The organism is Hafnia paralvei (assembly GCF_020150375.1).
Taxonomy (GTDB): Bacteria; Pseudomonadota; Gammaproteobacteria; order Enterobacterales; family Enterobacteriaceae; genus Hafnia; species Hafnia paralvei.
In genome coordinates this window covers 3,613,962-3,627,606 of sequence record NZ_CP083737.1, presented here as the reverse complement: position 1 = coordinate 3,627,606, position 13,645 = coordinate 3,613,962, and the positions used below count along the sequence as shown (strand labels likewise).

Sequence of the window (13,645 nt, the reverse complement as noted above, 5' to 3'; positions counted from 1 at the left end):
TTACACTAGCGGCAGGTGGGGGCGCTAAGATCCCCCTATTATAATGTAAGAAAATATTGGCTCTCCTTGATGGATTCAGGGGAGGGGGAAGATAATCAGCTCAAATCACTCATCCGCTTTATGAGCCCAAGCGGGCATTGCCGTCAGATAACGTTTTGCCCGCTTTTTTGCTTCTTCCGGACCGACTTTTTGCCAAGAATCAAGGAAGCCGGCTAAGCCTGATACCGCTTCTTCCCAGGGTTTAAGATTGCCGTTGCTGTCGCTGCAGTACGCGCAATATGTATCACTGGTACTGTGTGCATCGGGGGCCGACATCGGCATTCCACAAGCCTGGCAGAACTGTTCATGTTGTGACATATGATGCTCCTGATAGTGATGTCCTGATTAATAAATATACTGAATACGTATTGTGTAGGTGATGCATCAGATCAAAGCAAAGGCGAAGCTCCCAGTATCTCCAGTCAGAAATACCGGGAGCCTATTGTTACTTGGCGATAAGCGCGAACACGCCCCAGCCAAAGTATTCTCTCGCATACGCAACGTGGCGTTTCGGTGAGATGTTTAGCTCGGCCCTGACTTCCGCTGCGAAGTCGTCGTCTGGATTAGCCTCCAGCCAGCGGCGCATGGTCAGCCATTTCGCGGCCTCATACCGATCCCAACCTTCCTGATCTGCTAGTACCATTTCCACCACGTCATAGCCGAGATCGTCGAACGCGCTGGCAAGCTCCGGCAGCGTCAGGAAATCAGCGATTGAGCTGACGCCACAGGCCTGGGCTATTTCTTCCGTCGCGGGTAGCTGACGCCAGTAAGGTTCACCGATAAGCATGATCCCGCCCGGTTTTAGGCTCTGCGCCAGCAGTTCGACCGTTCCAGCAAACCCACCAGCAATCCATGTCGCGCCGACACAGGCCGCGACGTCACATTTTTCATTGGCGACGTAACCGGCCGCATCGTTATGAATAAAATGCACTCGTTCGCTGACGCCGAGTTCTTCGGCGCGTCGTTTTGCCTGCGCGGTGAACAACTGGCTCATATCGATACCGACACCGGTAATGCCATGGTCCCGGGCCCAGGTACAGAGCATCTCGCCCGAGCCGCTACCGAGGTCAAGTATTTGGGTGTCCGGCTTCATGCGCAGCACGCGACCCAGCGTGGCGTACTTCTCTTCGGTGAACGGGTTATGGATGCGGTGTTCACTTTCGCTAATCGTAAAAATACGTGGGATATCCAATGTTGGCATTCCTTTCATTGAGTGAGTAGTAAGAGAATAAGGTTCGTTTTTTTCGGCCAGCAGATTGGCCTCTTTGTTGTAGCCGAAAGCGCGGGCTTCGACGTCGAGAATGTCATCGGTATCGCCTTCAGAGGCGACATGAAAAGTGAGGCTGGGGTTTGTCATCAGAGGCTCCTTAGCGATTGTCCAGTTGTGCGCGGACGTTGTTCAGCCCGGTGGTATTGATACGGTAGGGTTGCCCGTTGACGGACTTAATAAGCTTTTTGGTTTTGAGTTTTTTGAAAACGGCGAGCGTGCAGTCGCTGAGCAGGAGCCCTTCGCGGCTGTAGCATTCAACAGAGGTTACGCGGCCTGATGCATCGCGAATGTGCGCGATCCGGCCACCTTTAGCGAGAACGTGTAAGGTACGTTGTTCCTGACGGGATAAATTCATACTGAAGAACCTGTTTAATCATCATGTGCAAAACGTGCAAACACACAGCGGTGTCCGCATTCGATTTCGGCGCATTGATAATCAGTCCGGCCTGAAAAGGTCGGTAAGCTGATTATCGGATGATTACATTCTCCAGCATCAAAGCCTCGGGTAGAGTTGAAAGGTATTTACGCAGTGAATGATAACACGTAGTTTTAGGAGGGATATATTTCAGTAGAAAAAGTGTGATGTACTTTGGAAATCGAACGCCAGCCCACTTACTGAAAAAAGACATGCGCAGCGGTATCGATCAGGGGGTATCCCGTATCGATAGCATCAATAACGGCTCTTTCGCATTCAGCGTCATCAGACATCTGAAACACACCAAAGCCCAGCAGGGGCATTTCAACACCACAGTGCAGTTTTACAGTTTGCATGACGTTATCCTTCAGCTGTTGTGTAGGAAAAACATAACGCAAAGTGATTTATTCGATTAGATGGGGCAATTAGTTAGGGTTTATTAGTGGCGTTCATTAATCCTATTGAGGATTGATGGCGACTTTGTGACAGAAGCAGACGTTGAGTGCCTTTTAAACGTTGCTCGAAGCAAAACGTTGAGGTGAAAGAGAATAGGAAGGTGGCGTTAATTTAAATAATACTTACCGAGTTTGATTGTTCTGCCTGAAACGCCTGCAATGAGATATATCTATATTACACTGGAGAGTAATTATCCATTTGTGGGGCAATTAGGGATGGAGCAGCATTCGAACAATAAGCGCCGTACTTTCAATACTGCAAGAATGTGGCAGAACTATAGTGATATGGTCAGACAGGCGTTATCTGTGAGTATCCCGTGGTTCACATTTGTGAATGTTAGTTTTGCTCTGATCATTTTGTTCCGCAATTTTCTCATCAGTCACTTTGACCGCTCGATCGGCACACACACTGAAATATTGCCGTTTATAGACGAAATAACGGTCGGTATTATTGTTTTGTCGCTTATGTTGGTACTTTTCATCTATCGCCTCCCCGCTAGGTTTACACCCCTTTGTGTGGCGATGCTGATGACTATCAGTCTGATGTGGAGTTACTGCAGTTTCTACTTTATTGTCTGGTGGCAACTGCCTTTTGCTTGGCCTCTCAGCGTCATCCTTATGCTCACCGCGCTGGCAGCACTTTATTATCATCCACTGGCCTTGCTACTTTTCATCATCCCTTTATGGTTGACTACCCTGCTGGCCAGTGTGCAGCTTAATCAGGGGGTTAACATTCGGTTTTTATTGGTCTGGCTTCTTCTCACTGCCATTCTCATTTATGGCCGCGTTATCCTACAACGCTGGTTTGATGAAGCTTGGTTGCGTTATCAGGAGAACCGGATGCTTATCGCGCGGCTCGACGTTATGGCTCATCAGGATGCGCTGACGGGGACTGCTAATCGGCGGTCAATGGAAAACTTTCTTGATGATGCTCTTCTACAGGCTGAGCCGTTTGCGCTACTTATGCTCGATGTGGACTATTTCAAACGCTATAACGACCACTATGGTCATCAGGCTGGAGATGCATGCCTGATAAAAGTAGCCGACATAGTGAAGACGTCAATACGTACTCCGGCCGATTTGGTAGCGCGTTACGGTGGCGAAGAGTTTGTCATTGTGCTGCCCGCGTCCTCCTTGGATGACGCTGTGCGGGTTGCCGAACGTATTCAGACGAACCTGCGAGAAATCTCACTGCCGCATGCCGCTTCGGAGGTTAGCGAAATGGTCACAGTCAGTATGGGCATCACTCTTTCCAAGGACGGTGATAGTGCTTACGGAATTATTGCCAGAGCAGATGAAGCCCTTTATCGGGCAAAACAGCAGGGACGTAATCGTTGGGAAAAGTAAAACCAGTCGCCATTCCAAATCATCTACCATATAGGTTACTAGAACAATGAAGTTTCTAGATCCTTAAAAAATAGTCTACGGAACCCATCTTTATTATCCTACACATGACTATGCTGCTTAGCATAAGGCTCGCTCAACGCTGACAGTCATGTTCAACAGCTTTGCACCAACATTAGACCATTTATTATTATAAAGCAGATGATTGTATTGAGCCCTCAATAATGAAGGCTCATACATCCTCGGTTATGTTTGCCGTTCAATTATATCTGAGTTGTCAGCGTTAATTATTTAGCACTCCTGATTGCCCTTATTTGGTAGACGTCATGAATGTGGACGATTAGCTGCATATCTTTTCTAACCTGTTCAGTTTTACTATTTGCATGAGGCTATCCTTCAACTGTTCTATTGGAAACGCGTAACTCAAAGCGATTAATTCGATTGGGTGGGGGCATTCACGAGTGTTTATTAGTAGTGTCCATTAATTTGCAGATATTTGAACGATAGATTTTTGCCTGAAGTAGTTATTTATGAATAAGGCTCATAAGGCTATGTTCTTTGGCTGACTTAACCTGATCGTTTAGAGGCGCTATGCTGTATGAAAGCTCACCATGATAGGGTCAATACCTGAAATGACTTGCTATAAGCTGATGGCTATATCTGTAGAAGAGGGATACAAATGAAAGACGTTATTGTTGTTATCGGGAGTGGCTCGATTGCTCAGGCCATTGCGCGACGTGTCAGCGTTGGGAAACATATTCTTCTGGCTGATATCAAAATAGAGAATGCCCATCAGGCTGAAAACACGCTCTCTCGTGCGGGTTTTGAGGTAAGCACGACGACTGTCGACGTTAGTTCCCGCCAATCGGTTCAGGCGCTGGTGAATACAGCATCTGCGTTAGGTGACATTAAAGGCGTTATTCATACGGCAGGGCTTTCTCCCTCGCAGGCGAAAGCACAGGATCTCATCCGCGTTGATCTCTACGGCAGCGCCGTGCTGTTTGAGGAATTTGGTAAAGTTATTGCGGCAGGTGGGTCCTGCGTTGTGATTGGCTCACAGTCTAGCCATCGTTTAGACGTTGATGCTCTAACACAAGCTCAGGCGGATGCGCTTGCAACCCTACCGCCTGAAGACCTTCTCGAACTGCCTTTGGTGAAAGAAATTAAAGACAGCTTATATGCTTATCAGATATCCAAACGCTGCAACGCACTTCGCGTTATGTCAGAAGCGGTGAAATGGGGTAAGCGCGGTGCGCGAATTAATTGTATCAGCGCAGGTATCGTCTATACGCCTTTGGCCTATGACGAGCTTAACAGTGTTGAAAGGGGCGCATTCTATCGAAATATGTTGGATAAATCTCCGGCTGGACGGGGTGGTACGCCGGATGAAATCGGTGCGCTGGCGGAGTTTCTGTTTGGGCCTAATGGCACCTATGTGACGGGAAGCGACCTGCTGATTGATGGTGGCGCAACGGCCTCTTATAAATATGGTGAATTACGTCCGTAGTAATACGCCCTGATTTCCCCACAACGTGATGATAACCTTGTTAAATCATGACGTTCCATTTCCTGTTTGGAGATTCACCGATGACTTTAAATGTGAAAGGTTATGCCGCTTTCGGAGCGAAAGAAGATTTAGTACCACATAACTTTGTCCGTCGTGATCCTCGCGATAATGATGTAGTTATCGAGATTTTATACAGTGGCGTTTGCCACTCAGATATCCATAACGCTTTTAATGATTGGGGTGGTGCAAAATACCCGATGGTACCGGGGCATGAAATCATTGGCCGTGTCATTCAGGTCGGGAAGGCCGTCACCAAATTCCGCGTGGGCGACTATGCTGGTGTGGGCTGCATGGTGGATTCCTGTCAGCATTGTAAACCTTGTGAGCAGGGGCTGGAGCAGTACTGTGAAAAGGGGAATACATTAACCTATAACGATGTTGACAGACATGACCATATGCCAACCTATGGCGGTTATTCCGACAAGATTGTTGTCACCGAAAAATTTGTTATCAAAGTGCCTGATACTCTGGATTTAAAAGGGGCTGCACCGCTGCTATGTGCCGGTATCACAACATGGTCACCGCTGCGTCACTGGAATGTTGGCCCTGGCAGCAAAGTGGCTGTAGTTGGTTTAGGTGGTCTGGGACATATGGCGATTAAATTAGCGAAAGCTCTGGGCGCAGAAGTTACGTTATTCAGTCGTTCGCCGAATAAAGAAGCCGATGCTCGCCGCTTGGGGGCCTCGCATATTGTTATTTCAACCGATGAAAAGCAGATGCAGGGGGCGCATAACCAGTTTGATTTGATTATCGATACAGTACCTTATGTCCATGACCTGAATCCCTATATTCCCACGCTGGCGCTGAGTGGAACTCTGGTGCTTGTAGGATATCTGGGGGATTTGAACCCAATGCTAAATAGCGCACCGCTGATCTTAGGGCGAAAATCCGTGGCTGGGTCAGTCATCGGTGGGATTGCGGAGACGCAGGAAATGATTGATTTTTGCGCGGAACATCAGATCACATCAGATATTGAATTGATCAATATTCAGGATATTAATACGGCCTGGCAGCGAATGCTGAAAAGTGATGTTAAATACCGGTTCGTGATTGATGTTGCATCGCTCCAGTCGTGATGAAACAGGGGGATATTCTCCTGCGTATTTTCTGTCAATGCAGCATAGGCTATACCTGATGCGAACAGAGATAACCCCGTTCTCTTTAGTATTATTATCGGCTGGCTGATTTTCCTTTTATTCTTCATCATTTTCTCCAAAAAGTGCGATGAGCAGCTAGGATGGTTACCCCTGTAGCGCTTGTCGCTCAATCATTCCAGAGGGTAGGAAAAGGGGCGTTTTGATTCTTTTCTTACCCTTATTTTTTGTCAGCATCATAAATAAAAGATCGTAGTTGCGTATTGCTGCTAACCAACTGATGACCGTTTCACTGGTTCTCCGCTTCTGGTCGCATTCAATGACCAGCGGTTTTTCCCAGCAGGCTGAGAGCGTCACAGCAACATACCCAAACATCCTCTGAAACACACCAAAGCCCAGCAAACACCGTGGTTAAGTTTTACCGTTTGCATGACGTTATCCTTCAGCTGTTGTGTAGAAAAAGCATAACGCAGAGTGATTTATTCGATTAGATGGGGGAAGGGAACGAACTGGGGCTTATGAGATGGATTCATTAATTTTGTTATTATATGAATAAATGCAGAATGGCAGGCTTAGGCCTGCTTTGACACGAGGTCGGCCTAATTGAAATTTTATTTGAAAGGGGGTTATAAGCGAAGACTCACACTGAAATGAGAGAGCAAGCACGGTTTCATGTAACGCAACAACATGTGAACTGGCTTACATTTTTGACCTCTATCACACTTTATAGTGACACCACGGTTTAGAAGGCACATTTGATAATCATGGCTTCCATTAAAGATGTCGCAAAAAAAGCAGGAGTATCAACGGCTACCGTATCGCGGGTGTTAAATAATCATCCCAGCGTGGTGCCTGAAACGCGTCAGGCAGTACGTGATGCGATGGATTACCTGTGTTATGTGCCCAGTAAAAGTGCGTTTCAACTGAGCGGCAAACGCTCCGGCTTGGTCGCCGTCGTGCTGCCGAATCTGGTTAACCCACATTTTTGTGAACTGCTGGCTACCTTTGAGGAAGAAGCACGATACATTGGAAAGACAGTGATCGTTAAAACGCACCAGAACCAACCTCAACAGGATAAACAGATTATCCATACTTTAATTGGCATGGGAATTGATTGCTTACTATGGGTTCCAACGGAGGCGGAAGCTGAACTTGCAGAGTGGCTAACGGCCACTCGTATTCCAGTTGCGGTTGTGACACAGGTTTCCCGTTTTTTTAATTCGGTCTCCATTAACCAGAGCAAAGGTGCGGCAAGCATTGCTGAGCATTTTATACAAACAGGGCATACCTCATTTGGTTTTATTGCTCAGGAAAGTGTCGATACTAGAAAGGTATCTTCTTGGACTAAAAAAATAACGAGTCAGGGGTTTACCTTGGATAAAGAAAATCAATTCTGGATAGCGAAAGGTGAGGGCGAAAAAACATCAGGCCATATCAGTATCCTTGACGATATTATTGAAAAATTAGCCAGTCGGAGACAGAGATGCTCATGTCTTTGGGTTTATAACGATGTTGCTGCCAGCTATATTATTGATGGATTAAAAGAAAAAGGCGTTTCTGTACCTAAAGATATTGCTATCGCCAGTTTCGATAACACATTGCTTGCACAAACTAAAAGAATAACAAGCGTAGCACAACCTATACATGAAATAGCTCATCTGGCGTTTCAAATGGTTAAGAACGAAAATAATCGAGAAGGTATCGAAATGTATGAGATTACCTCCAGGCTAATAATTCGAGAGAGTAGCGTTAATATTAATGTAACCATTCTATAAAGTTGTATTTTTAAAAGTATTTTAAATATAAATAATAAACTATTTTATCACTATAGCATTGGTCGTAATAACTGGTGCTTTATATTTATGACAGCTCAATAATATTGAGGGGTATGTATGTCTGCTACATCCGCAGAAAAACACAGTGCTTATGAAAAATTGAGCCTGAAAGAAAAGATCGGCTACGGGATGGGGGATGCCGGTTCCTGTATGATCTGGAGCGTGCTAGCACTCTATCTGACATGGTTTTATACCGATGTTTATGGTCTTGACGCTGGGATTGTTGGCACACTTTTTCTCGTTATCCGTGTGTTTGACGCATTCAGTGATCCTATCATGGGCGCGATTTGCGACCGCACTAGAACTCGTTGGGGTAAGTTTCGGCCTTGGTTGCTGTGGATGGCTGTGCCGTTTGGGCTCGGCGCAGTGTTAATGTTCACCACACCTGACCTGAGCATGAATGGAAAAATTATCTATGCTTGGGTCACTTACTTAGTCATGTCACTGATTTATACCGCTATCAATATTCCTTATTGCTCGGTAGCTGGCGTCATTACTCTCAACCAGAAAGAACGCCTAGGGTGTCTGTCATGGCGCTTCTTCCTCAATGGTTTAGCCACACTTATCGTCTCTTCTTCTATTTTACCTTTAACCGACTGGCTGGGTAACGGCAACCGGGCATCCGGCTTTCAGTTGACAATGATGATGATGGGCGGAGCGGCGACCTTAATGTTCCTGTTCTGTTTCTCCAGTATTAAAGAGCGCGTCGTCTCGATTAAAACCAATGACAGCTTAAGGAAAGATCTCAAAGATATTATTAAAAATGACCAATGGTTGCTAATGATCTCGATTACTTTCCTGAACGTTTTCCCTGCATTCATTCGAGGAGCTGTGACCATATATTATGCCACCTATGTGATGAAAGCCTCCGTAGGATTTATTACCTTCTTTATGGCCCTCGGTGTGGCCTGTAATATGTTGGGCAGCGTCATTGCGAAACCGTTGACCGATCGCTTTGATAAAATAAAACTGTTCCGCATTATTAATATAATTCTCGGCATCCTTTCTTTCGCCCTGTGGTTTGTTGATCCACATTCACTGACGCCGCTGCTGGCTTTGTTTATTGTGATTAATATTTTGCACCTGATTCAGTCTGGCCCTATTTTGTGGGCAATGATGTCAGATGTTGATGATTACGGCGACTGGAAATTTGGCAAGCGTCTGACCGGTATTTCGTTTGCTGGCAATCTGTTTATGCTGAAAATGGGATTAGCCGTTGCTGGCGCTATTGTTGCCTGGATACTGTCTTACACTGGTTATATCGCGAATAAACCGCAGCAAAACGAACAGACCCTTCAAGGGATTATTATCATGTTCTCGTTATTACCCATGGTGAGCTACTTCATCAGCGCATATATAGTGCGTTATTTCAAACTGAACAACCTATTACTTGAAAAAATCAAAGTTGACCTCGCGAAGCGTGAACTGGAAAACGGCTCTGCCCAGACTCAGGAGTATAAAGATGTCCCTGTCGTTTAATATTAAGCAAGGCCAGCGGATTGATTTATGGCTGAGAGAAACAAAGCCAGCCAGCCACCCTCTATTCTCCATCCGTATGGAAAATGAGGTGGTATTTAAAGTCACCACGGCTCCTCGCTACTACCATTATTTTACCTGGACCGCATGGCAGGACGGGACTGTCTGTTTGGACTGGCTGCCAGAGAACAGCGAGATCTCACTGTGCTACAGCTGGCATCCGGATACCTTGCCCGAAAACGGAGTCAGTTTTATCGCCACTCAGGACAACGCGCTTTGTTTGTTGAGCGACCGCGACGTTGCCACTGCGTATTTGCAGGATCCGTTACGCCCAGCGCTGCATTTTTCTCCGCGCACTGGGTGGATGAATGATCCTAATGGTCTACATCGCAAAGGTGACGAGTGGCATCTGTTTTATCAGTATCACCCACACAGCACACAGTGGGGGCCGATGCACTGGAATCACGCGGTGAGCAAAGACCTTTACCACTGGCGACACTACCCAGTCTTTCTTCAGCCTGAGCAAAATCTGGCCGCTCTGGGAGCGACAGGCGGTGCTTTTTCCGGTAGCGCCTTTACTGATGCACAAGGCAAAACCCGCTTCTGGTATACCGAGCGGCTGCCGGCTTACGATTTGTATCGCGGCTATCGAGAAATTCAGAAAATGGTCGTGCCTCTACAGAGCTACGACAAACCCGCGTCGGTCACAACGGTATTAACGGAGCTGCCTCCCGGCGTTGACTGTGATTTCCGCGATCCGAAAGTCTGGTATGAGGAGGCAGATGCGACCTTCTATATGATCCTCGGTGCCGCTGTAAACGGCGACCCAGCGATGCTGCTGTTTCATTCCGCGGACAGTGAGAACTGGACGTTTCATCATGTACTGTACGTGGCCCCCGCTTACTTTCGTGAAAACGGCGGTCGTTGCGTAGAGTGCCCAGACTTTTTCTGTCTGGATGGCGTGTGGGTGTTAATTATTGGCGTTGTGGGTTATACCGAGCCCGTAACTGGTCGCCACAATCTGCTGTTCGCACAAACCGGTGATTTCCGCGACGGCTATTTCATTCCGTCGTCACATCCGCTGCAAATGCTGGATTTCGGCACTGATTTCTACGCCTTACAAACTTGGGGCGAGGAAGATGCGCGGACCGGTTTTGCCTGGCTGTATAACTGGGCCACGCAAAAAAACGTCGAGTCTAGCTATTGTGGCGAAATGTCCTTACCGCGTCGCTTTCATCTTAACGCGCAACAGCAGCTTTGCATGACCCCTGTTTTACCGCCAGAGTCCTTGGTTATCAATCAGACTAGGTTAGCTGATAACGAGCGTTGGTCGAGCACTGAGGTCAATAGAGTCTGCACGATCGCGTTTACCCCGACAGATGCTTTTTGTCTGACGCTGAGTGGGGACAACGGTCAGGAAATTGTACTGGAATTTGACGGCAAGGCGCTGACATTACGGGAAAAAGGTCAGGACGATGGTCGTTATCGTGCACCGCTGGCGAGCGTGGAGGATGTCATGGTGTGCTTTGATGCAGGGATCGTTGAAGTCTTCTCCAACGGGGGCAGTGTTTGCGGTACGCGACGCTACTATTCATGCAGTGCGCTGACACAAGTACACCTCTCAGGAGCTCCGGCAATACTCACCCAGTATCGTGCCACTTATGCTTATAAATAATATTCCCGCGCGATAAATCTGTTTATTCTTAATAGCACAGAAGGATTCAACATTATGTCGAGTAATAATTATTACGATGTCACGGAATGGAATATAGGTAATCCGTATAATGATATTGGTGAAGTGATTAATAGTATTATCGCCGATATTAAAAACAAACAAACCAATACTGATATTAATGAAGGTGGAAAACCCGGAGCGGTAATTTATATTCCGCCGGGTGATTACCATCTTCTCACTCAAATAGTGATAGACATTAGCTATCTGAAAATTATGGGCTCTGGACATGGCTTCACCTCTTCCAGCATTCGTTTTAATACTCCAGAGAGTGATTGGCCAAACTGGCACGAATTATGGCCGGGTGGCAGCCGTATTCTGGTCGATATGTCTCCGGCGGAAGGCGCAGCAGAATCAGCAGGGGCTGCATTCTATATTGCGCGCAGCGGAGATCCTCGGATAAGTTCGGTCGAGTTTGCTGACTTCTGTATTGATGGTTTGCATTTTGTCGACGATGGTTCTGGCAGCGATGACCCTGAGAACAGTTATCTCAACGGTAAGACGGGTATTTATATTGCCAGCGCGCAGGACTCCTTCCGCATCAGCGGTATGGGATTTGTCTACCTTGAGCACGGCGTGACAATTTATAATGCTGATGCTTTGGCTATTCATAACAACTTCATCGCTGAATGTGGGAACTGTATAGAGTTACGCGAGTCCGGTCAGGCGTCAAAAATAACCGATAATCTGATCGGTGCGGGCTACAGAGGCTATTCTATTTACGCTGAGAACTTTGGGGGGCTTTTAATTACTGCTAATAATATATTCCCTCGAGGAAAAAGCGTTGTTCATTTCTCGAATGTGGTTCGCTCCTCAATCAGCAGTAATCGATTCCATGCGTTTTACCCTGGCATGTTGATAATGGAGAACGGCAGCGCGGAGAATCTGGTGTCATCTAACCACTTTTTCCGCGAGCGTGAACCGTGGGCTCCGATGCAAGCCTACAATAACGGATTAGATGATTTATATGGCCTGCTGTATATTAGCGGTGATAATAACTCGATCATTGCCAATCATATTTCCGAGTCCATTGATACACAATATATTACGCCGACGGGTGCCACACCGGTTATTATTCGGGTGGTTTCTGGCAAAGGAAATACTATTTCTAATAATCATGTTGTCGCCACGACCGAAACCTCCGACGGACAGGCGGCGGCAGACGCCAGTGCGTGTTTCTCTACCCAAGTCAGCGCGTTACTGGCGACCGACGGCCTAGCTGCGTTGACGGTGATCGCCGTCCAGATAGAAGCAGCCTCGCAGCAAAATACCGTGCTGGATTCAGGTACTGACGGTCAGGTCGTGATGGATAAAACCGTAAATGCCTTCAGAGCAACGCCTACTCCCGGCGCGACAGTGGAGGGATATTGTTAATGCCTAACTATCACATTGCCTGTCTTGGCGAACTGTTGATTGATTTTGTTTGCACCGATATTGGATTGGGTCTGAAACAGGGGACCCAATTCCTCAAAAAAGCAGGAGGGGCTCCCGCTAATGTTGCCGCTGCTATCAACCGTAGCGGAGGTCACGCCAAGCTGGCCGCGAAAGTCGGTGACGATCCCTTTGGTGATTTTCTGCTTCATACGCTAGCGTCGGAAGGCATTGAGCTTTCTGGCGTCACGCGCAGCGCCACGCCCACAACGTTGGCCTTCGTCGGTTTGCAGGACGATGGTGAGCGAGATTTTAGCTTTTTCCGTGGCGCCGATGGCGAACTTGGCTGGCAAGATATTCCCTCTGACTTTCTCGACGATGTGAGTATCGTTCATTTTGGCGCCGCTGCGGGTCTGTTGGACGGGGAGCTATATGTGACCTACCGACGTCTCTTACGCGAAGCAAAACAACGCGGTTTGTTGATCTCATTTGATCCAAATTATCGTGAAGGTTTGTGGGGGAAGGAGCCGCAAGAATTTATCGCCCGCTGCAAGCCGTGGTTTCAGCATGCAGATATCGTTAAAGTCAGTGAAGAGGAGCTACACTTCATTACCGACGCGAAGACGATAACAGAAGGCTGCCGCGTGTTGCATGAGTTTGGCGTCAGCTATATCGCTGTCACTTGCGGCGATCGTGGAACATGGATAAGTCACAAATTAGGTATGCAACAACTCATCCCCTCTGTTCCCGTTAATGCGATTGACTCTACTGGTGCAGGTGATGCGTTTATTGGCGCATTGCTACAGCAGATTAACCAATCCGGTTGCAGGTTAGACGACCCGACACAATTCCTGCATGCCGTGCATTGGGCCAATATCTGTGGAGCATTGACTTGTACACAGTTTGGCGCAATTGATGCGATCCCTACTGCAGCGGAAGTCGATGCTATTTTTTTGAGTCGTGGCGCTTGAGAATCTACACTGGTGCGGAGTTTTATTTCCGCATCGTTCACTTTTATCAGTCCATCGATTTAGAATCCCACGAGAT

General features: G+C 47.2%; 11 protein-coding genes and 1 pseudogene. 8 read left to right on the top strand and 4 right to left on the bottom strand.

The window, feature by feature from the left end; translation table 11 throughout:
* Positions 1 to 105 precede the first annotated feature (105 nt).
* The 4 genes and pseudogenes from K9N75_RS17035 to K9N75_RS17020 form a co-directional block, all read right to left on the bottom strand.
* On the bottom strand, positions 106 to 315 hold the full coding sequence (locus K9N75_RS17035; protein ID WP_254704377.1) for a zinc ribbon domain-containing protein: 210 nt from the start codon (positions 313 to 315) through the stop codon (positions 106 to 108).
* A gap of 169 nt (positions 316 to 484) precedes the next feature.
* On the bottom strand, positions 485 to 1,231 hold the full coding sequence (locus K9N75_RS17030; RefSeq protein WP_224452625.1) for an SAM-dependent methyltransferase: 747 nt from the start codon (positions 1,229 to 1,231) through the stop codon (positions 485 to 487).
* A 175-nt stretch (positions 1,232 to 1,406) separates the two neighbouring features.
* Positions 1,407 to 1,664, bottom strand: coding sequence for a YjhX family toxin (locus K9N75_RS17025; protein WP_004110819.1), 258 nt, complete (start codon positions 1,662 to 1,664; stop codon positions 1,407 to 1,409).
* A 275-nt stretch (positions 1,665 to 1,939) separates the two neighbouring features.
* Positions 1,940 to 2,080, bottom strand: a pseudogene (locus tag K9N75_RS17020) (aldo/keto reductase); the annotation flags it as partial.
* A gap of 384 nt (positions 2,081 to 2,464) precedes the next feature.
* Between K9N75_RS17020 and K9N75_RS17015 the strand changes: the two are divergent.
* The 8 genes from K9N75_RS17015 (at position 2,465) to K9N75_RS16980 (ending at position 13,569) form a co-directional block, all read left to right on the top strand.
* Entirely contained in the window at positions 2,465 to 3,526 is a 1,062-nt protein-coding gene (locus K9N75_RS17015; protein WP_375374064.1) for a GGDEF domain-containing protein, read from the top strand.
* A 676-nt stretch (positions 3,527 to 4,202) separates the two neighbouring features.
* Positions 4,203 to 5,030 carry an SDR family oxidoreductase gene (locus tag K9N75_RS17010; RefSeq protein WP_008814450.1) on the top strand — a complete coding sequence of 276 codons (828 nt, stop codon included), beginning with the start codon at positions 4,203 to 4,205 and terminating at the stop codon, positions 5,028 to 5,030.
* Between the two features lie 80 nt (positions 5,031 to 5,110).
* Complete coding sequence (locus tag K9N75_RS17005; protein ID WP_185922308.1) at positions 5,111 to 6,166, top strand: NAD(P)-dependent alcohol dehydrogenase; 1,056 nt, start codon at positions 5,111 to 5,113, stop codon at positions 6,164 to 6,166.
* A gap of 782 nt (positions 6,167 to 6,948) precedes the next feature.
* Complete coding sequence (locus K9N75_RS17000; RefSeq protein WP_039188393.1) at positions 6,949 to 7,959, top strand: LacI family DNA-binding transcriptional regulator; 1,011 nt, start codon at positions 6,949 to 6,951, stop codon at positions 7,957 to 7,959.
* A gap of 117 nt (positions 7,960 to 8,076) precedes the next feature.
* Positions 8,077 to 9,498, top strand: coding sequence for a glycoside-pentoside-hexuronide (GPH):cation symporter (locus K9N75_RS16995; RefSeq protein WP_224451938.1), 1,422 nt, complete (start codon positions 8,077 to 8,079; stop codon positions 9,496 to 9,498).
* Entirely contained in the window at positions 9,482 to 11,170 is a 1,689-nt protein-coding gene (locus K9N75_RS16990; RefSeq protein WP_224451937.1) for a glycoside hydrolase family 32 protein, read from the top strand. Before K9N75_RS16995 ends, K9N75_RS16990 begins: the two co-directional genes overlap by 17 nt.
* A 54-nt stretch (positions 11,171 to 11,224) precedes the next feature.
* On the top strand, positions 11,225 to 12,601 hold the full coding sequence (locus K9N75_RS16985) for a NosD domain-containing protein (RefSeq protein WP_224451936.1): 1,377 nt from the start codon (positions 11,225 to 11,227) through the stop codon (positions 12,599 to 12,601).
* Entirely contained in the window at positions 12,601 to 13,569 is a 969-nt protein-coding gene (locus K9N75_RS16980; protein ID WP_224451935.1) for a carbohydrate kinase family protein, read from the top strand. The genes K9N75_RS16985 and K9N75_RS16980 overlap by 1 nt, the downstream gene beginning before the upstream one ends.
* Positions 13,570 to 13,645 lie beyond the last annotated feature (76 nt).

What these genes read in the sequence shown, in the direction of transcription:
- K9N75_RS16985 (WP_224451936.1), top strand. Translation starts at nt 11,225, where the DNA reads ATGTCGAGTAATAATTATTACGATGTCACGGAATGGAATATAGGTAAT.
- K9N75_RS17015 (WP_375374064.1), top strand. Translation starts at nt 2,465, where the DNA reads ATGGTCAGACAGGCGTTATCTGTGAGTATCCCGTGGTTCACATTTGTG.
- K9N75_RS17005 (WP_185922308.1), top strand. Translation starts at nt 5,111, where the DNA reads ATGACTTTAAATGTGAAAGGTTATGCCGCTTTCGGAGCGAAAGAAGAT.
- K9N75_RS17035 (WP_254704377.1), bottom strand. Translation starts at nt 315, where the DNA reads ATGTCGGCCCCCGATGCACACAGTACCAGTGATACATATTGCGCGTAC.
- K9N75_RS16980 (WP_224451935.1), top strand. Translation starts at nt 12,601, where the DNA reads ATGCCTAACTATCACATTGCCTGTCTTGGCGAACTGTTGATTGATTTT.
- K9N75_RS17000 (WP_039188393.1), top strand. Translation starts at nt 6,949, where the DNA reads ATGGCTTCCATTAAAGATGTCGCAAAAAAAGCAGGAGTATCAACGGCT.
- K9N75_RS16995 (WP_224451938.1), top strand. Translation starts at nt 8,077, where the DNA reads ATGTCTGCTACATCCGCAGAAAAACACAGTGCTTATGAAAAATTGAGC.
- K9N75_RS16990 (WP_224451937.1), top strand. Translation starts at nt 9,482, where the DNA reads ATGTCCCTGTCGTTTAATATTAAGCAAGGCCAGCGGATTGATTTATGG.
- K9N75_RS17025 (WP_004110819.1), bottom strand. Translation starts at nt 1,664, where the DNA reads ATGAATTTATCCCGTCAGGAACAACGTACCTTACACGTTCTCGCTAAA.
- K9N75_RS17010 (WP_008814450.1), top strand. Translation starts at nt 4,203, where the DNA reads ATGAAAGACGTTATTGTTGTTATCGGGAGTGGCTCGATTGCTCAGGCC.